The sequence below is a fragment of the Streptomyces sp. NPDC042346 genome, from assembly GCF_055581845.1.
The window spans coordinates 252,743-277,328 of record NZ_JBVJEH010000006.1; the positions used below are offsets into that span (position 1 = coordinate 252,743).

Annotated in this window: 24 protein-coding genes; 8 read left to right on the forward strand and 16 right to left on the reverse strand. The window is 72.6% G+C overall.

Translation table 11 applies throughout. The features are described from left to right. Positions 1–25 precede the first annotated feature (25 nt). Together ACZ6K0_RS25030 and ACZ6K0_RS25035 are read left to right on the forward strand one after the other, a co-directional pair. On the forward strand, positions 26–718 hold the full coding sequence (locus ACZ6K0_RS25030; protein ID WP_469234589.1) for a TetR/AcrR family transcriptional regulator: 693 nt from the start codon (positions 26–28) through the stop codon (positions 716–718). A 55-nt stretch (positions 719–773) separates the two neighbouring features. Beyond that, a complete protein-coding gene (locus ACZ6K0_RS25035) occupies positions 774–2,405 on the forward strand; it encodes an amidohydrolase (RefSeq protein WP_469234587.1) in 1,632 nt (543 codons plus the stop codon). A gap of 19 nt (positions 2,406–2,424) precedes the next feature. Here ACZ6K0_RS25035 and ACZ6K0_RS25040 read toward each other — a convergent pair whose 3' ends face one another. Beyond that, the gene (locus ACZ6K0_RS25040; RefSeq protein WP_469234585.1) at positions 2,425–3,387 is read right to left on the reverse strand and encodes a LysR family transcriptional regulator; all 963 of its coding nucleotides are present in this window, start codon (positions 3,385–3,387) and stop codon (positions 2,425–2,427) included. 70 nt (positions 3,388–3,457) lie between these two features. Here ACZ6K0_RS25040 and ACZ6K0_RS25045 point away from each other — a divergent pair, with 70 nt between their 5' ends. Beyond that, a complete protein-coding gene (locus ACZ6K0_RS25045; protein ID WP_469234583.1) occupies positions 3,458–4,639 on the forward strand; it encodes a TDT family transporter in 1,182 nt (393 codons plus the stop codon). Here the strand turns inward: ACZ6K0_RS25045 and ACZ6K0_RS25050 are convergent. The 4 genes from ACZ6K0_RS25050 to ACZ6K0_RS25065 all read right to left on the reverse strand — a co-directional run bounded on the left by ACZ6K0_RS25050 (position 4,566) and on the right by ACZ6K0_RS25065 (position 8,927). Next, a complete protein-coding gene (locus ACZ6K0_RS25050; protein ID WP_469234581.1) occupies positions 4,566–5,321 on the reverse strand; it encodes a helical backbone metal receptor in 756 nt (251 codons plus the stop codon). The genes ACZ6K0_RS25045 and ACZ6K0_RS25050 overlap by 74 nt on opposite strands. Beyond that, complete coding sequence (locus ACZ6K0_RS25055) at positions 5,318–5,869, reverse strand: helix-turn-helix domain-containing protein (RefSeq protein ID WP_376411473.1); 552 nt, start codon at positions 5,867–5,869, stop codon at positions 5,318–5,320. The genes ACZ6K0_RS25050 and ACZ6K0_RS25055 overlap by 4 nt, the downstream gene beginning before the upstream one ends. 189 nt (positions 5,870–6,058) lie before the next feature. Next, a complete protein-coding gene (locus ACZ6K0_RS25060) occupies positions 6,059–7,867 on the reverse strand; it encodes an ABC transporter permease/substrate binding protein (RefSeq protein ID WP_469234578.1) in 1,809 nt (602 codons plus the stop codon). Next, complete coding sequence (locus tag ACZ6K0_RS25065; RefSeq protein ID WP_376411479.1) at positions 7,860–8,927, reverse strand: quaternary amine ABC transporter ATP-binding protein; 1,068 nt, start codon at positions 8,925–8,927, stop codon at positions 7,860–7,862. Before ACZ6K0_RS25065 ends, ACZ6K0_RS25060 begins: the two co-directional genes overlap by 8 nt. A gap of 514 nt (positions 8,928–9,441) precedes the next feature. Here ACZ6K0_RS25065 and ACZ6K0_RS25070 point away from each other — a divergent pair. Together ACZ6K0_RS25070 and ACZ6K0_RS25075 are read left to right on the forward strand one after the other, a co-directional pair. Beyond that, complete coding sequence (locus ACZ6K0_RS25070) at positions 9,442–10,347, forward strand: 5'-3' exonuclease (RefSeq protein WP_376411497.1); 906 nt, start codon at positions 9,442–9,444, stop codon at positions 10,345–10,347. Between the two features lie 82 nt (positions 10,348–10,429). Next, on the forward strand, positions 10,430–11,266 hold the full coding sequence (locus tag ACZ6K0_RS25075) for a siderophore-interacting protein (protein WP_376411482.1): 837 nt from the start codon (positions 10,430–10,432) through the stop codon (positions 11,264–11,266). Between the two features lie 80 nt (positions 11,267–11,346). Here ACZ6K0_RS25075 and ACZ6K0_RS25080 read toward each other — a convergent pair whose 3' ends face one another. Further along, positions 11,347–11,979: a MerR family transcriptional regulator gene (locus ACZ6K0_RS25080; protein WP_469234576.1), complete on the reverse strand. Its 633-nt coding sequence runs from the start codon at positions 11,977–11,979 to the stop codon at positions 11,347–11,349. A gap of 223 nt (positions 11,980–12,202) precedes the next feature. Between ACZ6K0_RS25080 and ACZ6K0_RS25085 the strand changes: the two genes are divergently transcribed. Together ACZ6K0_RS25085 and ACZ6K0_RS25090 are read left to right on the forward strand one after the other, a co-directional pair. Then, complete coding sequence (locus ACZ6K0_RS25085) at positions 12,203–13,111, forward strand: hypothetical protein (RefSeq protein ID WP_469234693.1); 909 nt, start codon at positions 12,203–12,205, stop codon at positions 13,109–13,111. Further along, on the forward strand, positions 13,108–13,533 hold the full coding sequence (locus tag ACZ6K0_RS25090) for an ABA4-like family protein (protein WP_376407607.1): 426 nt from the start codon (positions 13,108–13,110) through the stop codon (positions 13,531–13,533). The genes ACZ6K0_RS25085 and ACZ6K0_RS25090 overlap by 4 nt, the downstream gene beginning before the upstream one ends. A 26-nt stretch (positions 13,534–13,559) precedes the next feature. Here the strand turns inward: ACZ6K0_RS25090 and ACZ6K0_RS25095 are convergent, their stop codons facing one another. Beyond that, complete coding sequence (locus ACZ6K0_RS25095; RefSeq protein WP_376407605.1) at positions 13,560–14,387, reverse strand: DUF2182 domain-containing protein; 828 nt, start codon at positions 14,385–14,387, stop codon at positions 13,560–13,562. Between the two features lie 200 nt (positions 14,388–14,587). Between ACZ6K0_RS25095 and ACZ6K0_RS25100 the strand changes: the two genes are divergently transcribed. Beyond that, positions 14,588–15,241 (forward strand): DUF1326 domain-containing protein, encoded by a 654-nt coding sequence (locus tag ACZ6K0_RS25100; protein WP_469234573.1) that lies wholly within the window; start codon positions 14,588–14,590, stop codon positions 15,239–15,241. A gap of 7 nt (positions 15,242–15,248) precedes the next feature. Here the strand turns inward: ACZ6K0_RS25100 and ACZ6K0_RS25105 are convergent, their stop codons facing one another. The 9 genes from ACZ6K0_RS25105 to ACZ6K0_RS25145 all read right to left on the reverse strand — a co-directional run bounded on the left by ACZ6K0_RS25105 (position 15,249) and on the right by ACZ6K0_RS25145 (position 24,574). After that, positions 15,249–16,058 carry a class I SAM-dependent methyltransferase gene (locus ACZ6K0_RS25105; RefSeq protein WP_469234571.1) on the reverse strand — a complete coding sequence of 270 codons (810 nt, stop codon included), beginning with the start codon at positions 16,056–16,058 and terminating at the stop codon, positions 15,249–15,251. Between the two features lie 84 nt (positions 16,059–16,142). Next, complete coding sequence (locus tag ACZ6K0_RS25110; RefSeq protein ID WP_469234570.1) at positions 16,143–17,537, reverse strand: cytochrome P450; 1,395 nt, start codon at positions 17,535–17,537, stop codon at positions 16,143–16,145. Positions 17,538–17,713: 176 nt separating this feature from the next. Continuing rightward, a complete protein-coding gene (locus ACZ6K0_RS25115; RefSeq protein WP_376407597.1) occupies positions 17,714–20,539 on the reverse strand; it encodes a DEAD/DEAH box helicase in 2,826 nt (941 codons plus the stop codon). A gap of 44 nt (positions 20,540–20,583) precedes the next feature. Further along, complete coding sequence (locus tag ACZ6K0_RS25120) at positions 20,584–21,513, reverse strand: diacylglycerol kinase (RefSeq protein WP_469234568.1); 930 nt, start codon at positions 21,511–21,513, stop codon at positions 20,584–20,586. Between the two features lie 42 nt (positions 21,514–21,555). Further along, entirely contained in the window at positions 21,556–22,464 is a 909-nt protein-coding gene (gene tatC, locus ACZ6K0_RS25125; protein WP_469234692.1) for a twin-arginine translocase subunit TatC, read from the reverse strand. A gap of 104 nt (positions 22,465–22,568) precedes the next feature. After that, positions 22,569–22,862 carry a Sec-independent protein translocase subunit TatA gene (gene tatA, locus ACZ6K0_RS25130; protein WP_376407593.1) on the reverse strand — a complete coding sequence of 98 codons (294 nt, stop codon included), beginning with the start codon at positions 22,860–22,862 and terminating at the stop codon, positions 22,569–22,571. Between the two features lie 186 nt (positions 22,863–23,048). Next, positions 23,049–23,246, reverse strand: a complete 198-nt coding sequence (locus tag ACZ6K0_RS25135; RefSeq protein WP_376407591.1) for a hypothetical protein — start codon at positions 23,244–23,246, stop codon at positions 23,049–23,051. 35 nt (positions 23,247–23,281) lie between these two features. After that, the gene (locus tag ACZ6K0_RS25140) at positions 23,282–23,545 is read right to left on the reverse strand and encodes a CpXC domain-containing protein (RefSeq protein WP_056650226.1); all 264 of its coding nucleotides are present in this window, start codon (positions 23,543–23,545) and stop codon (positions 23,282–23,284) included. 75 nt (positions 23,546–23,620) lie between these two features. Then, positions 23,621–24,574: a helix-turn-helix transcriptional regulator gene (locus ACZ6K0_RS25145; RefSeq protein WP_376407589.1), complete on the reverse strand. Its 954-nt coding sequence runs from the start codon at positions 24,572–24,574 to the stop codon at positions 23,621–23,623. Positions 24,575–24,586: the final 12 nt, after the last annotated feature.

Sequence of the window (24,586 nt, forward strand, 5' to 3'; positions counted from 1 at the left end):
TCGCACACTCAATAGCATCGCGGGTATGTCGTCAAGCGTCCAGCGCAAGCGAGTTCGGAAAACCCCAGAGGCCCGGCGGGCGGAGATCGTGCAGACCGCGGCCCGGGTCGCCCTGACCGAGGGGCTCGAGTGCGTCACCCTGCGGCGGATCGCCGAGGAGCTCGCCGTCCGGCCCGGTCTGATCAGCCACTACTTCCCTTCGGCGGAGGATCTGGTGGGCGAGGCCTTCAGCGTCGCCTCCACCGGTGAGCTCGACGCCCTGCTGCCCGCGGACCGGCCGCACGGGACCCCCACGCAGTACCTCGCGCGCTACTTCGCCCTCTCGGCCGGGGACGCGTACGACGACATCAGCCGTCTCTGGATCAACGCCCGGCACCTCAGCCGCTACCGGCCCGTCCTGCGCGACCGGGTCGCCGAGCAGGAGCTCGCCTCCGACGACCGTCTCGAGAGGCTCATCCGCGAGGGCGTCGAGCGGGGCGAGTTCCGCACGGACGACCCGCGGACGGCGGCCATCCAGATCCTGGTCGTCCTCGACGGCCTGGGCGCCCACGCCAACACCGACCGCAGCAACCGGCCGGAGGCCGTGACCCGGATGGCCGTCACCACGGCGGAGCGGGAACTCGGCCTGGCGCACGGCACCCTGACCGAGGCGGCACCTCTCAGGGAACCGACGGAGCCCCAGGCCCCGGAGCCCGCCGCCCCGGCCGCTCCCCACTGACCACCGCGACCCGCAGCACCCCTCGTACCGCCCTTCGCCCTCCCCTGGAGCCCCCGTGCGCACCACCCGACTCGTCCTGCTCTCCGCCCGACTGCTCGACCCCGGCACGGGGGCGTTCCTGCCGCAGACCGCGCTCGCCGTCTCCGACGACGGCCGGATCTCGGCCCTCGGCGACGACCGCGAGATCCGCGCCCTCGCCGGGCCCGCCACCACCGTCGTCGACCTCAAGGGCGCCGTCGTCACACCCGGTCTCGTCGACGGCCACGTCCACCCGGTCACCGGCGCCGAGCTGACCGGCGGCCTCGACCTGTCGGGCTGCGCCGGCCTCGACGACGTACGGGAGGCGCTCGCCCGGGAGGTGCGCCGCCCCGGCCGCGGGGAGTGGCTGTTCGCCTGGGGCCTCGACCCGAACGTCTTCGGCGACCGGCCCGTCGGCATCGCCCCCTTCGACGCCGTGCTCGACGGGGTGCCCGCCTTCCTGCTGCTCTTCGACGCCCACTCGGCGCTGGCCAGCCGCCGGGCGCTCGAACTCGCCGGGGTCGACGGGCCGCGTACCTTCGCGCAGGCCTCCGCCGAGGTCGTCTGTGACGCGGACGGCCGCCCGACCGGCCTGCTCCAGGAGGACGCGGCCTGCGCGCTGGTCGAGCGGGTCGCCCCGCGGCCGACGCGCGCGGAGCGCCGGGAGGGGCTCGCGACCGCCCTGCGGTCCATGGCGGCGGCCGGTCTGACCGGCGGGCACGTCATGGACGCCAACGGCGAGAGCCTCGCGCTGTACGGGGAGCTCGACGCCGCGGGTGAGCTGCCGCTGCGGCTCCGCGTCGCGCCCTGGTGCCAGCCCGGCACCGACGCGGACGGGGTACGGGCCCTGATCGCGCAGCAGGGCACGGGCGGCGCGCTGTGGCGGGTCGCGGGCGTGAAGCTCTTCATGGACGGGACCATCGACAACGGCACCGCGTGGCTGGAGCGGCCCGACCGCCACGGCGAGTCCACGGCCGCGTTCTGGCCGGATCCCGCCGCGTACAGCGACATCGTCGGGGAACTGCACCGGGCGGGCGTGGCCACCGCGACGCACGCGATCGGCGACGCGGCCGTACGGCACGTCCTCGACTCCGTCGAGAAGGCCCAGGCCTCCGCGTCGGTCCGGGTACGGCACCGGGTGGAGCACATCGAGACGGTGCCGGACGACACGCTGCGCCGCTTCGCGGAGCTCGGCGTCGTCGCGTCCATGCAGCCCACCCACTGCTGCGACTTCACCCGGGCCGACCACACCGACAACTGGTCGCGGCGCCTCGGCGAGGAGCGTGCCTCGCGCGCGTGGCGCTGCCGCGATCTGGTGGACTCCGGGGCGACCGTCGTCCTGGGGTCCGACTGGCCCATCGCGCCGTTCCCGCCGCTCGGTGTGCTGGCCGGGGCCCGGCACCGCCGCCCGAGCCGCGACCTCGGGCAGGCCCCGCACGGGCCCGAGCAGGCGCTGACGGCGCTGGAGGCGCTGCGGGGCCTGACGACGGGACCGGCGTACGCGGCGGGCGAGGAGCACGAGGCGGGCCGGCTCGCGCTCGGCCACCGCGCCGACCTCGCGGTCTTCGCGGACAGTCCGGTCACCACGCCGGCGGTCGAGCTGCCGGACCTGCCGGTCCTCCTCACGGTCCTGGACGGCCGGATCACCCACCGGGCGGCGGGGGTCTAGCCCGTCCGCCGGACACCCCCTAGCCCGCCGGGCGGGCGCGGGTCAGCGAGAGGAGGTCGCGGGCCGGGCCCGTGGGGCGGTGTCCCGCGGGCCAGACCGCGCGCAGGTCGCGGCGGAGCGTCACGCCCTCGACGGGGATGGCGACCAGCCGGCGGGAGGCCAGCTCCTCGGTGATGGCGAGTTCACTGAGGACGGCCGGACCCGCCCCGCTGACGGCGGCGGCCTTCACGGCCGTCGTGGAGGCGAGTTCGAGGAGCGGCTCGGCGAGCCCGCCGTGGCCGGCGAGCGCCGCGTCCAGGACCTGCCGGGTGCCCGAGCCGCGCTCCCGCAGGATCAGCGGGGTCGCGGCCAGCTCCGCCGGGTCCAGGGCGCCGCGGCGGCGGGCCCAGGGGTGCGAGGGCGCGGCGACGATCGCGAGCCGGTCGTGCGCGACGACGACCCCGTCGAGGCCGTCCGGCACGGCGAGCCCCTCCACGAAGCCGACGTCGGCCTCGCCCGTGAAGAGCCGCTGCGCGACCGCCGCGGAGTTCCCGGCCTGGAGCGACACGGCCGTGTCGGGACGCTCGGCGCGCAGCGCGATCAGCCAGCCCGGGAGCAGGTACTCGGCGATGGTCATGGACGCGGCGACCCGCAGCCGCGAGTCGCGCCGCCCGCGCAGGGCCTGCGCGCCCGCGTCGAAAGCCTCCGCGGCCTCGACGATCCGCCGTGCCCAGTCCGTCACGAGCGCGCCAGCGTCGGTGAGCCGCGAGCCGCGCGGCGAGCGGTCGACGAGGGCGACCCCGAGCTGGCGCTCCATCGAGCGGATCCGGCTGCTCGCGGCGGGCTGGGTGATCCCGACCTCGCGGGCGGCCGCGCCGAGGCTGCCGTGCCGGGCGACGGCGATGAGCAGTTCGAGGGCGCCGAGGTCCGGGACCCGGTGGGAGAGGTGCGGCCTCGGCTCTCCGCCCTGCGTGCCGTGCCGCTCTGGTATCTCACTGCTCATAAACCCAGCTTATGACGTCATAGTCCCAAGATCCCTGGTGGGTGCGTCGAAAGGGCGCGACGGTGGGGTCATGGCAAGCCTCGCAACACCCCGCTCGGCCCCCCGTCCGGCCCCCCGCGCCACCACCCCCGGCGCACGGCCGCTCTCCCCGGCCCGTTCCGTCCGTCACCTCGGACCCAACTGGTACGCCTCCGTCATGGGGACGGCGATCGTCGCCAACGCGGGCGCGGCCCTCCCGGTGGACGTCCCCGGTCTCCGTACGCTCTGCGCGGCGGTGTGGGCCCTGTCGCTCGCGATGCTGCTGGTCCTCGTCTCCGCCCGTGCGCTGCACTGGATCCACCACCGCGACCAGGCCCGCGCCCACCTCATGGACCCGGCGATGGCGCCGTTCTACGGCTGTCTGTCGATGGCGCTGCTCGCCGTCGGCGGCGGCGCGATGATCGTGGGCCGGGACTGGATCGGGCTCCCCGCGGCCCTGGCGCTCGACACCGTGCTGTTCACGCTCGGCACGGCGACAGGGCTGGCGGCCGCGGTGGCCGTGCCGTACCTCATGGTGGTGCACCACCGGATCGAGAGCGCGTCCCCGGTGTGGCTGCTGCCGGTCGTCGCCCCCATGGTGTCCGCCGCGCTCGGCCCGCTGCTCGTGCCCCATCTGCCCGCCGGGCAGGCCCAGCAGACGCTGCTCCTCGCCTGCTACGCGATGTTCGGTCTCAGCCTGCTCGCGACCCTGGTCATGCTGCCGCTGATCTTCGGCCGGCTCGTGACCGGCGGCCCGCTGCCGCTCGCGCTCACCCCCACGCTGTTCCTGGTCCTCGGCCCGCTGGGCCAGTCGACGACCGCCGCGAACAAGTTCGCCGACGCGGCCCCCGGCGTGCTGCCCGACCCGTACGCGCACGGCTTCGCCGCCTTCGCCGTCCTCTACGGGGTGCCCGTGATGGGGTTCGCGCTGCTGTGGCTGGCGCTCGCCGGGGCGATGGTGCTGCGGGCGCGGCGGCGTGGCATGGGCTTCGCGATGACCTTCTGGGCGTTCACCTTCCCCGTCGGGACCTGTGTGACCGGTGCCGAGGGGCTCGCCCAGCACACCGGTCTGGCCGCCTTCCGGTGGCTCGCCGTCGGTCTGTACGTGCTCCTCGTGGCGGCCTGGCTGGTGGCGGGTGTCCACACGGTGCGCGGGCTGCTCAGCGGTGCGCTGCTCGCAGGGCCCGGGACAGCGCCTGCGGCGCCTGTGCCAGCGACGGCCCGTACCAGGTGAGCAGGCGTCCGTCGACGAGGGCGGCGGCGGTCCCGGGGAAGGCCTCGGGGCCGTCGTCCGCCGTGAAGCGGTAGGGCTCGTCGGGCAGGACGACGAGGTCGGGTGCGGTGGCGCGGAGCTCGTCGATCGGGATCCGCGGATAGCGCTCGGGATGACCTTCGTACGCGTTGCGGACGCCGAGGCGGCCGAGCAGGTCGCCGGCGAAGGTGTCGCTGCCGAGGACCATCCAGGGGCGACGCCAGATCGGTACGACGGCGGTGAGCGGCGTTCCGTCCGGCGCGGGCTCCAGGGGGGTCACGGCCTCCCAGGCGGCTTCGGCCTCCTCCAGCCAGCGGGGCCGCCGGGGCGCGCCGCAGGCGGCGAGGACCCGCTCCAGCTCGCGCAGGCCCTGGTCGAGGGTGCGGATCTCGGTGACGAGGACGTCGAGCCCGGCGGCCCGCAGGGCGGCGAGGTCGGGGGCGCGGTTCTCCTCCTCGTTGGCGAGGACGAGGTCGGGCCGGAGCGCGGTGATCGCGGCGACGTCGGGGTTCTTGGTGCCGCCGATCCGTACGACGTCGAGGTCGGCGGGGTGGCTGCACCACTCCGTCGCGCCGACGAGGACGCCGGGCGCGGAGACGGCGACGGCCTCCGTCAGGGAGGGGACGAGGGAGACGACTCGCGGTCCGGCGCCGGCGGCCCTCACTCCTCCTCGACCTCGACGTGCTCGGCGACGGCGACGACGAGGAGGCGGGTGCCGGGCTCGGTGGCGCGCCAGCGGTGCCGTACGCCTCCGGAGAGGTAGAGCGTGTCGCCGCGGCCCAGCCGGTGGGCGCGGCCCTCGGCCTCGACCTCGGCGGCACCGTCGGCCACGTACAGCAACTCGTCGTTCCGGTGCTGGAATTCGCGGCCCGCGTCCTGTTCGCCGGTGAACTCCAGGGCGTGCAGCTGGTGGCGGTCGCGGACGAGCCGGCGGACGCCGCTGGGCAGTGCCGCGGAGCGCTCCTCCGCCCGGACGACGTCGACGGTGCGGGCGGCCTCGGCGGCGGCGAGGAGCTCGCCGGCGGTGGTCTCCAGGGCATCGGCGACGAGTTCGAGGGAGCGGCGGCTGGGCCGGGCGCGCTCGTTCTCGACCTGGCTGAGGAAGGGCACGGAGAGGCCGCTGCGGGAGGCGACGACGGCCAGGGTGAGGTGGAGCGCTCTGCGCCGTCTCTTGACGGCCGCGCCCACGCGGGGTGTTTCCTTCTCGTCCATGTCGGCTCCCTCCCTCGTGCCTCGTGTGCCTCGTGCGCGTCGCGTTCCCTCGGACCGCGTACCGGTCGGTTACCTGAACCTTACGCAGCTTTGGCTCCGGGTTTCGCGTCGTGACGAAAAGGGGTGGTCGCCGAACACGTTCGGCGACCACCCCTTTCCGGACAGGAACGAATCCCGGTCCGCCGGGTGCTACTGCGGGGCGAGCTTCTCCGCGAGGCCGGGGTTGCGGTCCAGCCAGACGCGGACGGCCTGCTGCTCCTTGCCCTTGCCGGTCTCCTGGATGACGGCTTCGAGGTCCGTGAGCTGCTTCTCGGTGAGCTCGAAGTTCTTCAGCCAGGCGCCGACCTCGGGGTTCTCGGCGGCGAAGCCCTTGCGGGCGAGGGTGTGGACGCCGTCGCCCTTGCCCCAGCTGCCCTTGGGGTCGGTGAGCTTCTTCAGGTCGTGGGCGGAGTAGGCCCAGTGCGGGGACCAGAGGGTGACGACGACGGGCTCCTTGCGCTCGTACGCGCGCTTCAGTTCGGCGAGCATGCCGGGGGTGGAGCCGTCGACGACCTTGTACTCGCCCTCCAGGCCGTACTCCTTGAGCACCTTGTCCTTGAGGATGCCCATCATTCCGGCGCTGGGCTCGATGCCGACGATGCGGCCCTTGAACTGTCCCGCCTTGCCCTTGAGGTCGGCGAGGGAGTCGACGCCCTTGACGTAGGAGGGGACGGCGAGCTCCAGGGAGGTGGGGCCGTACCAGGAGCCGAGGTCTTCGAGCTCGTTCTTGTACTTCTCCCAGTACTGCTCGTGCGTGACGGGGAGCCAGGCGTCGGTCTGGAAGTCGAGCTGCCCGCCGGCGAGGCCGGTGTAGAGCGCGCCCGCCTCCAGCTGCTTGGTGTCGACCTCGTAACCGCGGCGCTCCAGCAGTTCCTTCCACAGGTACGTGGAGGCGATGCCCTCGTCCCAGGGGATGTAGCCGATGCTGATCTTCTTGCCGTGGCCGCTGTTCTTGCCCGCGGCGGCGGTGGAGGTCGCGCCGCCGGAGCCGAGGAAGCCCATGCCGCCGGCGACGAGGGCGAGGACGACGACGCCTACGAGGGCGGCGACGGGCTGCGGGCGGTGGGCCCAGAGCTTCGCGCCGGGCCGCTTGGCGCTCGCGGCGCGGGCCTTGGCGGCGGCGCGGCGGCCCAGCGGGGAGACCTGGCGGCCGAGGGCGCCGGTCATCCGGTCCAGGTACATGGCGAGGACGACGATGGAGACGCCGGCCTCGAAGCCGAGGCCGATGTCGACGTTGCCGATGGCGCGGTAGACGGCGCCGCCGAGGCCGCCGCCGCCGACCATGCCCGCGATGACGACCATGGAGAGGCCGAGCATGATGACCTGGTTGACGCCCGCCATGATCGTCGGCAGGGCGAGCGGGAGCTGCACGCGCAGGAGGGTGTCGCGCGGGGTGGTGCCGAAGGCCTCGGCGGCCTCGACGAGTTCGCCGTCGACCTGACGGATGCCGAGCTCGGTCATCCGGACGCCCGGGGGCAGCGCGAAGACGATGGTGGCGATGATGCCGGGGACGACGCCGACGCCGAAGAAGATGATGCCGGGGATCAGGTAGACCATCGCCGGCATGGTCTGCATGAAGTCGAGGACGGGCCGGAGCACCGCGCTGACGGTCTTCGAGCGCGCCGCCCAGATGCCGAGGGGGACGGCGATCACCAGGGTGACGAGGGTGGCGACGAGGACGAGGGAGAGCGTCGCCATCGCCTCGTCCCACAGGCCCACCGAGTCGACGAGCGCGAAGCCCGCGAAGGCGAGGACACCGGCGGCGAGGCCGCGCAGCCACCAGGCGACCACGGCGAGGATGCCGGCGAAGAGCAGCGGCTGGGGTGCGGACAGGACGGCGTCGATGCCGTCGTAGAGGCCGGTGACACCGGTGCTGACGGCGTCGAAGAGCCAGGAGAACTGGGCCTGGAGCCAGTCGACGGAACTGTCGACCCACTCGCCGAGGGGGAGCCTAGGCACGGGCGGTCACCTCCTTCTTCTGCATGTCCTGCGCGGAGAGCCCGCCCATGACGCCGAGGAGGCGATCGGCCGGTACGACTCCGAGGACGGTGCCGTCGGAGTCCTCGACGGTCACGGGGTGCGGGGCCAGGGCGGCGACGGCGCACAGGTCGGCGACGAGGGTGTCGGGTCCGACGGCCCGGCAGGCGCAGTCGGCGGGGCAGTCGGCCGGGGTGGCGCCCGCCGTCATGACGGCGGAGGCGGTGAGGACCCGCGAGCGGTCGACGTCCTGGATGAAGGAGGCGACGTAGTCGTCGGCGGGGCGGACGAGGATGTCCTCGGCGGTGCCGAGCTGGACGATCCGGCCGTCCCGCATGACGGCGATCCGGTCGCCGATGCGCATGGCCTCGTTGAGGTCGTGGGTGATGAAGACGATGGTCTTGTTCAGCCGCTGCTGGAGCACGAGGAGCTGGTCCTGCATGTCGCGGCGGATGAGCGGGTCGAGCGCGCTGAAGGACTCGTCCATGAGGAGCAGGTCGGCGTCGGTGGCGAGGGCGCGGGCGAGGCCGACGCGCTGCTGCATGCCACCGGAGAGCTCGTCGGGCCAGGACTTCTCCCAGCCGGCGAGCCCGCAGAGTTCGAGGGCCTCGGCGGCGCGGGTCTCGCGCTCGGCGCGCGGGACGCCCTGGACCTCCAGGCCGTAGGCGGCGTTCTCCAGGACGTTTCGGTGCGGGAAGAGCGCGAAGTGCTGGAAGACCATGCTGATCTTGGTGGCCCGGACGGCGCGGAGCTCGCGGGGGGAGAGCGCGGTGAGGTCGCGGCCGTCGAAGAGGACCCGGCCCGCGGTGGGTTCGAGCAGGCCGTTGAGCATGCGCAGGAGGGTGGACTTCCCGGAGCCGGACAGGCCCATCACGACGAAGATCTGACCGGGTTCGACGACGAAGCCGGCGTCGACGACGGCGGCCGTCGTGCCTTCGGCCCGCAGTTCGTCGCGGTCGGCGCCGTCGGCGAGGCGCCGGACGGCTTCATCGGGTCGTCTGCCGAACACCTTGTACAGGTGGTCGGCCTGGAGCCTGGACACATAGACCTCACGGGTAGCAATGAGAACGGCCCGCCACCCCCGCGCGGCCGGGCCGTGGAGCAGCGCGGGATCCGCCCGCGACCCGTCGCGTACGGGGATTCCGTTGTTGAATCCCGTACCGGGCTCCGCTCCGGGCTCGCGCCTGCCCGGCTTCACCGGGTGCAAACGCAAAGGTGACGGGGGTCACGTGTGGGACGGATGGGGCGGGCGCGGCGGGCGGGGCGGGGCGGGCGGGCGAGTGAGCGGGCCGGCGGGCGAGTGAGCGGGCGGGCCGGGCGGGGCGGGGCGGGGCGGGCGAGTGAGCCGAAGGGGCGCGGCCGGGGGAACAGCCCCGAGCGCGCGGAGCCCCCGACGAAGGAGGGGGCGAGCACGGTCGGGTCTGTGAGCACGGCTTGAGCGCCCCGGAGGCGAACCGAGCCCCAAAAAGAGGCGCGCACGGTCGGGGCTGTGAGCACGGCTGAAGCGCCCCGGAGGCGAACCGAGCCCTAAAATCAGGCGGGTGACGCGACGTTTGATGCTCCTCGACACCGCCAGCCTCTACTTCCGCGCCTACTTCGGCGTGCCGGACTCCGTCCGGGCACCCGACGGCACTCCGGTGAACGCCGTCCGCGGACTTCTCGACTTCATCACCCGGCTCGTCCAGGACCACCACCCCGACGACCTGGTGGCCTGCTGGGACGAGGACTGGCGGCCGCAGTGGCGGGTGGACCTGATCCCTTCGTACAAGGCGCACCGGGTGGCGGCCGAGACGGAGACCGGCCCGGACGAGGAGGAGATCCCCGACACGCTCTCCCCGCAGGTGCCGGTGATCGAGGAGGTCCTCGCGGCACTCGGGATCGCCCGGGTCGGGTCCGCGGGGTACGAGGCGGACGACGTCATCGGGACACTGGCGGGGCGCGCCGCCGGTCCTGTGGACATCGTCACGGGTGACCGGGACCTGTTCCAGCTGGTGGACGACGCGCGCGGGGTGCGCGTGCTGTACCCGCGCAAGGGCGTCGGCGACTGCGACCTGGTGGACGCGGAGCTGATCCGTACGAAGTACGGCGTGCGCCCCGACCAGTACGCGGACTTCGCGGCGCTGCGCGGGGACGCGAGCGACGGGCTGCCCGGGGTGAAGGGCATCGGCGAGAAGACGGCCGCGCAGCTGATCACGGAGTACGGGGATCTGGCCGGGGTGCGGGCGGCGGCGGAGGACCGGACGTCGAAGCTGACGCCGGCCAAGCGGCGCGGGATCGTGGAGGCGGCCGCGTACCTGGACGTGGCGCCGACCGTGGTGCGGGTCGCCGGCGACGCACCGCTGCCGGAGTTCGACCCGGCCCTGCCGTCGGGGCCGCGTGACCCGGCGGCGCTGGAGGCGCTGGTGAAGCGGTGGGGTCTGGGCGGGGCGGTGGGGCGCCTGCTTCCGGTGCTCGCACGCTGATCACCCGGATATTCCTTGGGCGACAGCACACCGGGATGCTAGCTTAGGCATACCTAAGTTCGTCGAGTCAGGAGAGCCCATCGTGGCAGAGCAGCCGGCCCGCAAGGCACCGAAGGCCACCGAAGCGCGTGTGGTGCGCACCGAGCGGATCACTCCGCACATGGTGCGGGTCGTCCTGGGAGGCCCCGGACTCGACGCCTTCGAGGTCGGCGAGTACACCGACCACTACGTGAAGCTGCTGTTCGCCCCCGAGGGGGTCGCCTACCCGGAGCCGTTCGACATGGAGCGGATCCGGGAGGAGTTCCCCCGGGACCAGTGGCCGACGACGCGGACGTACACGGTACGGGCGTGGGACCCGGTCCACCGCGAGCTCACCGTCGACTTCGTGGTCCACGGCGACGAGGGCCTCGCGGGCCCCTGGGCGGCGCGGGCCCAGGCCGGCGAGACGATCCGTTTCCTCGGCCCGGGCGGCGGCTACGCGCCGGCCCCGGAGGCGGACTGGCACCTGCTCGCGGGCGACGAGAGCGCGCTCCCCGCGATCGCGGTGGCGCTTGAGCGACTGCCCGCGGGGGCGCGGGTGCACGCCTTCGTGGAGGTCTCGGACGCGGCGGAGGAGCAGAAGTTCGCGACGGCCGCGGGGGTGGACGTCACCTGGCTGCACCGGGGCGACCGCCCGGCGGGCGAAGCCGTCGTCGAGGCCGTGCGGACGCTGGACTTCCCGGCGGGCGACGTCCACGCCTTCGTCCACGGCGAGGCGGGTTTCGTGAAGGACCTCCGCCGGCACCTGCGGATGGATCGCGGGGTGGCGCGCGAGCGGCTGTCGATCTCGGGGTACTGGCGCCTGGGGAAGACGGACGAGGCATGGCGTGCGATCAAGCGCGAGTGGAACGACCAGGTGGAGCGCGAACAGGAGAACTGACGCTCGCAGCACACGAGAGGGGGGTGGGGGCCTGAGCCCCCACCCCCCTCCGCGTTTCTCCTCCGCGCCTCCCCTCCGCGTTACGTCGCGCGGCCGAAGACGCGGCCCGAGGCGTCCACGTGGGCCAGTCGCCGCATCGCCGCGAAGATCGCGTCGCCGAGGACCGTGCCGACGACGACGCTCTCCACGAGCTCCTCGCGCGCCACATGGTGCGCCACGTACTCCAGGTCGGCCTGCGCCACCTGCTCCGCCGCGTCCGCGTAGACGTCCAGGACCTCGGCGAAGCCGCCGTGGCCGACGTCTTCCAGTGCCGCGAGGGCCGTCGCCAGCGCCTCCCCCGCCGGGTTGTCCGGATAGGCACGCCAACCGCGCGCGGCGATCAGCTCCGCGACGCTCTTCCGCGCCTCCTCGATCCCGGCGTCCTGCTCGCGGTCGTAGCGCGGCACGATCCGGTTCGCCGCGGCGCCCAGCACCTTGTGCAACGGCCGCTCGGGGTCGTCGACCGCCACGATCACGTCACGGATCCCCGCGACCGACAGGCCGCCCACGTCGAGGAGCGCCCTGATCAGGCGCAGGCGCTGGACGTGCGTCTCCCCGTACGAGGCTTGGTTCGGGCTCGTCAGCTCACCTGCCGGCAGCAGCCCTTCCCGTACGTAGAACTTGATCGTCGGTACGGATACCCCGGTCCTGCGGCTCAATTCTCCGATGCGCACCGCGTGTTCACCTCTCCCGTCCTTCAACGGCCTTGCCGACCGACACCTCCATCATAGATAGTGGCGCTATCAGATAGCGGCGAGTGCCACTATCCATAATTCCCACGGGGGGATCCGTATGTCCTCACTCAGCAGGCCCTCTCCCAGCAGGCCCTCGCTCGGCACGTCCATGCTCCGGCCGCTCGCCCGGCTGCACCGACCGCTGGTCTGGTTCGCCGGCTCGATGGCCGTCCTCGCCCTCGTCTCCGCCGTCGGCCTGGTCGTCGACGACCGGATCCTGGTCGGCGTGCCGATCTGGACCAAGCCGCTCAAGTTCTCGATCGCGTTGATCGCCTACACGCTCTCGCTCGCCTGGATGCTCTCCCTGCTCGCCCCGCCCGCCCGCGCCCACCGCGTCGGCTGGTGGGCCGGAACCGTCGTCGCCGTCGCCTTGCTGATCGAGATGGTGTTCATCACCCTCCAGGCGGTCCGCGGCACCCAGAGCCACTTCAACCACGCGACGCCCTTCGACAACGCCGTCTTCCAGATCATGGGAGCCAGCATCGTCATCCTGTGGCTGAGTGCCCTGGTCATCGCGGTTCTCCTGCTGCGCGCCCGGATCCTCGACCGTGCCACGGCGTGGGCCGTCCGCCTCTCCTCGTTCCTCGCCCTCGCGGGCGCCGCCGTGGGCTTCCTGATGACGTCCCCGACCCCCGAACAGCTGGCGGTCGACGACTCCCCGATCACCGGCGCCCACAGCGTCGGGGTCCCGGACGGCGGCCCCTCGATGCCGCTGACCGGCTGGTCGACCACCGGCGGCGACCTGCGCATCCCTCACTTCTTCGGCATGCACGCGCTCCAGTTGCTCCCGCTGCTCCTGCTCGTCCTGGCCGCTCTCGCACCGCGCGTCGCCCGGCTCGCCGACGAGCGGGTGAAGCTGCGGCTCACGCTCACGGCCGCGGGGGTGTACGCGGCGACCTTCGCCCTGCTGACCTGGCAGGCGCTGCGCGGCCAGGCCCTGTTCTCGCCCGACGGCGTGACGCTCGCCGCGGCGGGAGCGATCGTCCTGCTCGGCGCGGCCGCCACGGCGCTCTCCCTCCGCACCCCCACCCCTGCCCCCGCCCCCGCCCGTACCGAGGAGGTCCCGGCGTGACCGGCTTCCTCTTCGAGCTGACGTTCCTCCTCGCGGCACCCGTCTGGTTCCTGATGATCGTCGCGCCGGCATGGCGGGTCACCGAGCGCGTCGCCGCCTCACCCCTGACCGTCCTCCCGCTCCTCGCGGTCTGGGCCGTCCTGGCCGCCCCCGTCCTGCCGGAGCTGTGGACGGCGGTCAGTAGCCCCGACCTCGACACGTTCCGCGAACTGACGGCCCTCGCGAACGGCGCCGCCGCGGTCTGGGCGCAGGTCATCGCCTGGGACCTGCTCCTCGGCCAGTGGATGTACCGCGAGGCCCGCCGCCTCGCCCTCTCCCCGTTCCTGATGGCCCCCTTGCTCCTCCTGACGATCCTCCTCTCCCCCGTCGCCCTCCCCCCGTTCCTGGCGCTGCGGGCCTGGAAGACACGGCGTGCGGACTAGGGCCCGTGGCGGCCCGAAGGATTCGGCTAGGTGCGGAGCATCTCCGTCATGGGCGACTGCGGCGGGATCAGGCCCGGCAGCAGCCAGGGCTGGAAGAGGCTCAGGACCGCGAGGACGAGGAAGGCGGCCCCGACGACCTGCGAGAAGACGGGGCCAAGCCGCCAGAGCTTCTCCACGAAGATCACCACGGCCACCGCGGCCATCGCCAGGACGTTCATGACGCCCAGCGGGACGAGCACGACCATCAGCCCCCAGCAGCAGCCCACGCAGTACGCCCCGTGGTGCGCCCCGACCCGCAGATCGCGGGCCCGGGGCCGGAAGCCCGCGTAGCGCACGAGCTGCCCCATCGGGCTCCGGCAGTGCCGCAGGCAGAGGTCCTTCCACGGGCCGAACTGGTACAGCCCGGCGACCAGGAAGGCCCCGGCGCCGATCCAGCGCCCGGCGCCCGGGTGCTCGTCCACCAGGGCGCCGGTCCCGGCGAGGAGCCCGTAGGCGATCAGGCCGAAGGCCGTCCAGGCCAGCAGGTACCCGGCGGCGAACTGGGCGGTACGAGCCACCCGCACGACGCCCGTGGCCGACTGGCGCCCGATGGCCCGCGCCCAGGTGAGGGCGACCGGGGCCACCGACGGGAACATCATGGCGATCATCATGACCAGCCACAGCAGCAGGAACAGCGGGAGATCCATGCCCATGGTTCCCGGCTCGACCCCCATGTCACGGGCCTGGTCGACCACCAGCACCCACGCGAGGACGGCGATCGACGCCATCACGGACCAGGCGAACGCGAGCTGCCGGGCCGACAGGAGATTCGCCGGACGCAGAGGCGGTGACAGGGCCTTCCGGTCGAGGCGCACACCTCCAGCACATCACGGCGGACCTGCACATGCGCGCGGGAACGTGTGTACGCGGCACACACCTCCTCCGGGCAACCCTTCCGGTGGGACAATCGGGATGAATACCTGTACGACCCGGGCGTGGGCCGGCGATGGTTTCCCGGGGGCTCCGCCGTCCTCCCGAGACCGACGTCCCGGCACGGTCACGAGGAGGCAGGGAGATGCCCGAGACGACGGCGGCCGTTCCCCGGTGGCACGCGGCGGGCGACTGGTTCGACACCTGCAAGTGCAACGTGCCCTGCCCCTGCTCGTTCGCACAGCTGCCCACCTACGGAGACTGCGACGGCATCCTGGCCTGGCACATTCGCGAGGGCCGTTACGGTGACGTACGGCTGGACGGCCTGAACGTGCTGATGGTGGCCTCGTTCGTCGGCAACATCTGGGCCGAGCACACGGACGCGTACGCCGCGGTCTTCGTCGACGAGCGCGCCGACGACCCCCAGCGCGAGGCACTTCAGATGATCTTCGGCGGGCAGGCGGGCAGTTGGCCCGCCGAGATGGTGAGCATGATGGGCGCCGAAATGCGCGGCATGGAGTTCGCCCCCATCGAGATCGAGGTCGCCGACGACCTCGCGAACTGGCGGGCCGTGGTACCGGGCCGGGTCGAGGCGAGCGCGGTCGCGCTCACGGGACCCACGACCCCGGAGGGCGCGCGCGTCCAGTCGACCAACCTGCCGGGTGCGGAGACCGGACCGGGCCAGGTCGCGACCTGGGGCCGCTCGACGATGGACCACGCCGACGCCCACGGCTTCCTGTGGAGCCGCGAAGGCCGGTCCAGCAAGCACATCACCTTCGACTGGACCGGACCTGACTAGCCGGAGTTCAGGCGGTCCCCTTCCGGGCCGTCAGTTGGAAGAGGCGGGCCGTGTGGGGGTACGGGTGTCGTGCGGTGGTGGCGAGTTCCAGGCGCTCCAGGGCGTCGTAGTAGTCCTTGTCGTACTTGCGCGCGTCGTCGGTGATGTAGTCGCAGAAGCCGCGGATGCCGTAGTGCCGTACGTCCCCGCACCCGAGGTCCCGGAGGACCGGGGCGAGCTCCTCCGCCGTGTGGAGCGTCAGTTCCGAGTCGAACATCGCGGTCCGGAACGTGTCGCTGTCCAGTGCGGCCAGTGCCGCCGCGGGGTCCATCTCGCGGACGGCGATGTTCAGGGGAGCCGAGTGCCGGTTGATCGCCATCAGGGAGAACAGCCCGCCGTCCTTCAGCGGCGCGAGCGCCCCGGCCAGGGTGGCCGGCACGTCGTCCACGTACTGCAGGAGGTTGTGGCACAGCACCACGTCGAACTCCCCGGCCGCGAGGTCGGCCGGCAGGGCCGTCACATCGGCGCGGACGCAGGTCATCCGCGCCGACACCCCGGCCGCCGCCGCGCGTTCGGCCGCGGCGGCCAGCATGGCCGGTGCGTAGTCGACCAGCGTGACGCGGTGGCCACGGGCGGCGAGGCGCAGCGCGTCGCCGCCGTCGCCGCCCGCGAGGTCGAGGACCCGTAGGGGCCGTCCGCCCTCGGGAACGTCGGGGCCGTCGAGGTGCCGCAACAGGTTCGCCTCGGCGACCGTGTAGCGGATGCGGCCCCAGGGGGCCTCCTGCCACTCCTGCCAGGCGGCCATCGCGGTGTCGAACTTCTCGGGATCCTCAGGCATCCGGTGACGATAGCGGCACCCCGCCCCGGCCCCTTCGGAACGCCGGCCCAGGTACGTCGGCCCCGCTACGTCGGCTCCGGTACGTCAGCTCCGGGCGCGGACCGTGGCGAGGACCTCGCGGTCCGGCTGGAGCGTGAGGCTCGGGACCGGGCGTATGTCGTCGGTGGTGAGGTCCAGGTGATAGCGGCGGGCCAGGACGGCGAGCACCAGGACGGCCTCGACGAGGGCGAAGCGGGTGCCGAGGCAGACGCGGGGGCCGCCGCCGAAGGGGAACCAGGCGTACTCCGGGATGTGCTCGGCAGGTTCGCCGTCCTCCGTGGTGAGCCACCGCTCGGGGCGGAAGGCCTCGGCGTCGCCGTACCAGCGGGGGTCGCGCTGCGTGGCCCACTGGCTGGACCAGACGCGGGTGCCGGCGGGCACGGGCGTGCCGCCGAGCGTGGCGCCTTCCTTGGCGATGCCGGTGAGGAGCCAGATCGTCGGGTAGAGACGAAGGGTCTCCTTGACGACGGCCTGGGTGTAGGTGAGGGAGGCGTAGTCGTCGTAGCCGGGCTCGTGGTCGGTGAGGACCCGGTCGAGCTCCTCCGTGAGGGCCTCGCGGACCCGCGGGTTGCGGGAGAGCAGGTGCCAGGCCCAGACGAGGGTCGAACTGGTCGTCTCGTGGCCCCCGATGTAAAGGGTGACCGTCTCGTCCCGGATCTCCTGGTCGGAGAGGCGCGCGCCGGTCTCGTCCCGGGCGGCGAGGAGCCGGCTGAGGAGGTCCGGGCGCTCGGTGTCGCCGTCGCGGTGGCGGGAGACGACGCGGGAGACCTCGGCGTCGATGACGGCGGTGGCGCGCTTGATGCGGGCGCGCCCGGGCGTCGGGACCCAGTCGGGCAGGAGTGCTCCGATGCCGCTGAACTCGGCGCCGATCTCCTGCTGGGCGATGTCCATGGCCTTGCCGATGGCCTCGGCGTCTGCGGCGGTGTCGACGCCGAAGATGGTGCGGACGGCGACGAGTTGGGTGAGGGCGGCCATCTCCTTCTTGATGTCGATGTGCTGCCCGTCGGTCCACCGGTCGGCGAGTGCGACGGCGCATTCCGTCATGGTCGCCGCGTACGAGCGGACCTGCTTGGGGCGGACGGAGGGCTGGACGAGGGAGCGCTTGCGCCGCCAGTCGGCGCCCTTGGCGACGACGACCCCGTTGCCGAGGAGCGTGCGGAAGGCGATGCCGAGGTCGGGCTGGTCGAAGGTGCGCTCGACCTCGGTGAGGAGTTCGCCGATGGTGTCGGGGTGGGCGATGAAGAGGGCGGGGCCGCGGCCGAAGCGCCAGCGGACGAAGTCGCCGCGCTCCCGCAGCTGTTCGAAGAAGGCCAGGGGGTCTTTGCCGAAGGCGGGCAGGTTCCCGAGGAGGGGCACCCCTCGGGGGCCTTCGACGATGCCCGGTGTCGGCTGTGCCGCGTCACCGCGTGTCCCAGCGTCCGGACCGGCTTGCATGGTCATGCGCGTCCCCTCCCCAACTGGCCTTCCCCGTGTGCGAGTCCATGCAAGCGGAAGGGCCGACCCGGGCGCCACCCCTGTGGACGACGCCCTGTGGACAACCCTGCGCACAGGGGGCGGAACGCCCGGTGCCCGTGGCGTGATCGCCACGGGCACCGGCCTGAAGGGAACCGGAGTCGTCAGCCCACCGAGCTGTAAGCGACGACACCCCGCAGCAGCGACTCGACGGCCTTGCGGGCGTTCTTGGAGACCGTGCTGTTCTCCTTGGGCGCCGCGGCGGCGATCTGTCCGAGGACGTCGATGACCTGCTTGCACCAGCGGACGAAGTCACCGGCGGGCATCTCCGCCTCGCGGAGCACCTCGTCGAGGCTCTTGTCGGAGGCCCACTGGTAGGCGGCCCAGGCGAAGCCGAGGTCGGGCTCGCGCTGGCCGACGCCCTCCGCCTGGTTGATCTTGAACTCCTCTTCAAGGGCGTCGAGACGCCCCCAGATCCGGACCATCTCACCGAGCGCCGCCTTGGCGTTGCCCGTGGGCAGCTTCGGCGCGACGGCGTCGTCGGCCTGGCGCGACTCGAACACCAACGCCGAGACGCAGGCGGCGAGTTCGGCGGGCGTGAGGCCTTCCCAGACGCGGTCCCTGAGGCATTCGCTCGCGAGCAGGTCGAGCTCGCCGTAGAGCCTGGCCAGCCGCTTGCCGTTGTCGGTGACCTCGTCGCCCCGCAGGTAGTCGAGTTCCGTGAGGAGCGCGACGATCCGGTCGAAGGTCCGGGCGATCGTGTTGGTACGGCCCTCGATGCGCCGCTCCAGCTGGTGCGTGTCGCGCTGGAGGCGGTGGTAGCGCTCGGCCCAGCGGGCGTGGTCCTCGCGCTCGTCGCAGCCGTGGCAGGGATGGGCGCGGAGTTCCGTGCGCAGCCGGGCGATCTCGCGGTCGTCGGCGGCGGCGGAGCGCTGCTTGTGGTGCCGCTCGGGGTTGATGTGCCCGGCCTTGGTGCGCAGCGCGGTGGCGAGGTCCCTGCGGGACTGCGGGGAGCGGGGGTTGAAGGACTTGGGAATCCGCATGCGGTCGAGCGCCTCGACGGGGACCGGGAAGTCGATGGAGGCGAGCCTCTTCACCTGCCGCTCGGCGGTGAGGACGAGGGGCCGGGGCCCGTCGTGGTAATCGAAGCCGCGGTGGCCGTTGGTCCGTCCCGCGGGGATGCCCGGGTCGAGGACGAGGGCGAGGCCCGCGAACTTGCCCGTGGGGACGTGGATGACGTCGCCCGGCTTGAGCTTCTCCAGCGAGCCGGCGGCCTGGGCGCGCCGCTGTGCGGCGCCCTGCCGGGCCAGCTCCGTCTCGCGGTCCTTGAGGTCGCGGCGGAGCCGCGCGTACTCCTCGAAGTCGCCGAGGTGGCAGGTCATGCCCTCGCGGTAGCCCTCCAGGCCCTCCTCGTTCTTCTGCACCTGGCGCGAGATGCCCACGACGGAGCGGTCGGCCTGGAACTGGGCGAAGGAGGTTTCGAGGAGCTCGCGGGAGCGGTGGCGGCCGAACTGGTCGACGAGGTTGACCGCCATGTTGTACGAGGGCCGGAAGCTGGAGCGCAGCGGGTACGTCCGCGTGCCCGCGAGTCCGGCGAGGTGCCCGGGGTCGAAGCCGCGCTGCCAGAGGACCACGGCGTGGCCTTCGACGTCGATGCCGCGGCGGCCGGCGCGGCCGGTGAGCTGGGTGTACTCGCCGGGCGTGATGTCGGCGTGCTGCTCGCCGTTCCACTTGACGAGCTTTTCCAGGACGACGGACCGCGCGGGCATGTTGATGCCGAGGGCGAGGGTCTCGGTGGCGAAGACGGCCTTCACGAGGCCGCGGACGAAGAGCTCTTCGACGACCTCCTTGAAGGTGGGGAGCATGCCGGCGTGGTGGGCGGCGATGCCCCGCTCCAGCGCTTCGAGCCACTCGTAGTAGCCGAGGACGTGGAGGTCCTCGCTGGGGATGGAGGCGGTCCGCTCCTCGACGATCTCGCGGACGCGCTGACGTCCCTCTTCGTTGTTGAGGCGGAGTCCCGCGTAGAGGCACTGCTGGACGGCGGCCTCGCAGCCGGCACGGCTGAAGATGAAGGTGATGGCGGGCAGGAGCCCTTCGGCGTCGAGGCGCTCGATGACCTCGGGGCGGCCGGGGGTCCAGATGCGGGAGCGCTGGCGGCGCTCGCGCTCGCGGTCGGCCTCGCGGATCATCTTGCCGCGGCGCCGGTCACGCGGGTTGTACGTCGAGTTCTCGGAGCGGGCGAGGCGGACGAGGTCGGGGTTGACCTCGCGGCGGGCGGAGCCGCGGCCGCCGTGGTCGGTCTCCTCCTCGAAGAGGTCGTACATCCGGCGTCCGGCCAGGACGTGCTGCCAGAGGGGGACGGGACGGCTCTCGGAGACGATGACCTCGGTGTCGCCGCGGACGGTGTCCAGCCAGTCGCCGAACTCCTCGGCGTTGGACACGGTCGCGGAGAGCGACACGAGCGTGACGGATTCGGGGAGGTGGATGATCACTTCCTCCCAGACGGCGCCACGGAAGCGGTCGGAGAGGTAGTGCACCTCGTCCATGACGACGTAGCCGAGGCCGGAGAGGGCCTGGGACCCCGCGTACAGCATGTTGCGGAGGACTTCGGTGGTCATGACGACGATCGGCGCGTCACCGTTGACACTGTTGTCGCCGGTGAGCAGGCCGACCTTGTCGGCGCCGTACCGCTTGACGAGGTCGGCGTACTTCTGGTTCGACAGCGCCTTGATGGGCGTCGTGTAGAAGCACTTGCGGCCCTCGCTGAGGGCGAGGTGGACGGCGAACTCGCCGACGATGGTCTTGCCGGATCCCGTCGGTGCGGCGACGAGCACGCCCTTGCCCGATTCGAGGGCCCGGCACGCCTCGATCTGGAAGGGGTCCAGATCGAATTCGTACATCTCGCGGAAGGGGGCCAGCGCGGTCCGCTGCTCGGCGTTTCGGGCGAGAGCGGCTGCGTACGCTTCGGCTGGTGTGAGGTCCTCTGTCATCTTGTTGTCGAGCCTACCCGCCGCCTCTGACAGTGACGCGATCTTTATCGGGGCAATGCTCCCGGGGCCACGGGAGGCGCCAGGACGCGCAGCGCGCCGGGCACGCACTCCACCGCGAGGGGCAGCGGACCGAGGGGCTCGCCGTCGGCGTAGCCCGTGATTCCGGGGGCGTCGAGCGTGAGGGACCGGACCCGGTACGTCGTGACCTTGGGGTGGTCGAGGTGGGTGCCGCGGTAGACGCGGGGGAACACCTTGATCAGGGTGGCGCGGGAACAGTCGCCGACGACGGTGACGTCGAGGAGTCCGTCGTCGGTACGGGCGTCGGCGCAGATCCGCATGCCGCCGCCGTAGGACGTGCCGTTGCCGACGGCGACCAGGGTCGCGTCCGTCTCGACGACCCGTCCGTCGTCGAGGGTCAGCCGGTAGGGGACGGGCCGGAAGGCCGCGAGCTCGGCGAGGATGGCGAGGTCGTACTTGAAGCGTCCGGCGGGGATGCGCATGCGGTTGCCGCGGTCGTTGACGCGGGAGTCGAAGCCGGAGGCGAGGACGGTGCCGAACCAGCGGGTGGTGGTGGCCGCGGTGATCCGCCCGAGGTCCATCGCGTGCCCGCCGGTGTCCTTGAGGAGCTCGGCGGTGACGCGGGCGGCGGCGGCCGGGTCGCGGACCGGCAGGCCGAGGGTGCGGGCGAAGTCGTTCCCCGTGCCGACGGCGATGACCCCGAGGGGTGTTCGGGTCCCCGCGACCGCCTGCAGCGCGAGGGAGATCATGCCGTCGCCGCCGACGGCGACGAGGGCGCCGGTCCCGGTCTCGACGGCCTCGCGGGCGCGCCGCAGGGCGTCCTCGGCGTCGTGCCCGAGGAGGGTACGGACGGAGAATCCGGCGTCCCTGAGCGCCTGGGCGGCGGGTTGCGCGGCGTGGGCGCCGCGGCCGCGGCCGGCGGTGGGGTTGACGAAGAGAGTGATGTCGCTGGTCATGTGGGGGTCCCCCCGGACGGAGTCTGGGGGGACCCTACAAGATCAGGTGATGTCGTCGTAACCGTTGACCCGGTGGGCGGCGGAAGCCCCGGTCTCCCCCGGCCCGGTGGCCTGCTCGGGCAGGGCCCGCGTGGCGCCGACGGGTTCGATGGCGCCGACGGCCTCGGGGGTGAGGTCGAGTTCGGAGGCCTCGTCGTCGTCGAGAGCGGCGTCGGGGTTGTTGCGCTTGCGTCGCCGGTCGTTCAGGAGCGAGAAGCCGACGGCCCCGAAGTACAGGATCGTGATGGGTCCCGCGAGGGCGATCATGCCGACGGGGTCGGTGGTGGGGGTGATGACGGCGCCGAAGACGAAGACGCCCATGATCACGCCGCGCCACCAGCCGGCCATGCGGCGACCGGTGAGGACACCGGTCAGGTTGAGCATCACCAGGACGAGCGGGAGCTCGAAGGCGAGGCCGAAGACGAGCACCATGCGCAGGGTGAAGTCGAGGACGTCGCCGAGCGAGAGGAGGTTCGCCGAGCCGGCGGGCGTGAGGCTGATGAGCACCTTCACGCTGATGGGGAGGATCAGGTACGCGAGGTAGGCGCCGGCGGAGAACAGCGGCACGGCCGCGGCGACGAAGGCGTACGTGTACTTCTTCTCGCTCTTGTGCAGTCCGGGCGCGACGAAGGCCCACAGCTGGTAGAGCCAGACGGGGCTGGCGACGACGAGGCCCGCGGTCAGCGACAGCTGGATCGTCGTGCTGAAGGGGGCCATCAGCGAGCTGAAGACGACCTGCGCGCAGTTGCCGCCGTCACTGGTGACGCCCGGTGGGCACTTGGGCACCGGATCCGACAGGAACTGCATCAGCTCCTCGCTGTACACGAGGGCCACGATCGTCACCGCGGTGATGGCGAGGAGACCCTTCGCCAGGCGGTTGCGGAGTTCGCGCAGGTGCTCCACGAGGGGCATCCGACCCTCGGGATCCTTCTCCTGCTTGCGGGCAGACTTGGGCAACCCACGTCCTCATCTCGTGCGGCAGCCGCCGCACGGTGCGGCGGCCGCGGCGGACCGGGTCAGCGCTTGGTGGTGTCCGAAGGCTCGGTCACGGGACGCGAGCTGGTCACGTCGCCGGGAGCGGCCTGGATCGTGCGCGGCGCGGGCTGCGCGTCCTGCGCTCCGGTTCCGGCCTGCGGCGGGTCGGCGGGGGCGCTCTGCTGGTCGTCCGACTTCATCGCCTTGGCCTCGCTCTTGAGGATGCGAGCCGACTTGCCCAGCGAGCGGGCCATGTCAGGGAGCTTCTTGGCGCCGAACAGGAGAATGATGACGACGAGGATGAGAATGATCTCGGTGGGGCCGAGCCTACCCATAGCTGTTTACCTTCTTCACCGAGGCGACATGGAGTGCGGTGCCCGGCGGGTCGGACATGCGTCCGGCCACCGCGCTGCCTGCGATCGTAACCCGCAGGAGTAAACGTGAGGCAATGCCCTTGCATACTCCGGATTGCGTCCCACGAGCCCGGACCGAGGCCGCTTCGTGCAGCGTACGGCACCGACTCAGGGCAGTGTCTCGCCGGTTCGGGCCAGTCCCACGGCGGCCGTTTCGAGCTCTTCGGCGGCCTGGGTGATCCGTTCTGTGGTGCGGGCCACTTGACGGCCGAGGCGCTGGACCTCCAGGAAGACCTTGATGCCGAGGACGCCGAGGACGGCGATGCCGAGGAATCCGAGGGCGATGGCGAGCATGGGCCAGAACATGGGCAGAGCCTAGACCTTGAGCGGGTACGGGTCGGTCAGACGGTGGTGTGGAGGCGCAGCGTGCGGACGCCGCCGCCGGTGAGGAGCTCGACGATGCGCTCGCCCGCGGGCTTGCGGACGGAGCTGCCGCACTCGGGGCAGGTGAAGGAGTAGAAGGTGGTGCGCCGACTGGCCCCGATGGCGAGGCGCAGGGCGCTCGCGGAGAGTTCGAAGCGGGAGCGGCAGTCGGGGCAGGCCGCTTTGAAGAGGACCGGGGCCATCGTCGCCGCAAGACCGTGCATCACGGACATTTCCCTCATCTCTCTACGGCAACCGCTACGTCAACGCCTGCATCTACGACTACACCCCTACCAGCGCCCGCGAAGCGGAGAACGTCACACGCCCTCGTACGCGGCGAGTGCGGCGGTCGCCGCCTCCCGGGCACTGTCGGCGAGCTCGCGCGGCGCGACGATCCGCCCGTCGCTGCCCAGCCGGAGGGCGAGCCTCCGCAGCGAGGCGGGGTCCGGCGTCCGCAGGGTGATCCGCAGGCCGCCGTCGGGCAGCTCGTCCGCCCGGTCGTGCGGGTAGTACTCGGCGACCCACCGGCCGCCGGGACCGACCTCGACCACGACCTCGGGGTCGTCGGCGGAGGGCTGGACAAGACCCTCGGAGAGGTCGCGCAGCTCCAGCTCCGGCGGCGCGGCGTGCTCGTCGAGGAGCCGGATCTCCACGACCCGGTCGAGGCGGAAGGTGCGGCGCGCCTCGGAGAGCCGGCACCACGCCTCCATGTAGGTGTGGCCGACGGCGAAGAGCCGGATCGGGTCGACCTCGCGCTCGGTGAGCTCGTCGCGCGCGGGCGAGTAGTAGCGCACCCACAGCCGCCTGCGCTCGGAGATCGCCCGGTCGACCTCGGCGAAGACGCCGCCCTCGGACTCGAAGGTGACCGAGAGCCGGGAGCTGGCCCCGGCGGCCTCGCCGGCCGCGGCCTCCAGCTTGGCGGTGGCGCGGACCAGCGCGTCCCGGTCGCTCTCGCGGAGCCCCGGCAGGGTGGCGACGGCGCGGGCGGCGACCAGGAGGGCGGTCGCCTCGTCGGCGGCGAGCCGCAGCGGCTCCGCGACGTCGTCGGGGTTGTGCCACCAGATCCGGTCGCCGTCGGTGTCGATGTCGAGCAGATCGCCGCCGCGGAAGCTGGTGCCGCACATGGGCAGCACGTCCAGGTCGGAGATCAGCTCGTCCTCGGTGATGCCGAAGGCGCGCGCGACGTCGGCGACGTGGGCGCCGGGGCGCTCACGGAGATAGGTGACGAGGGACAGCATCCGCCTCGTCTGGTCGATCGCGTTGGCAGCCATGCGGTACGTCTC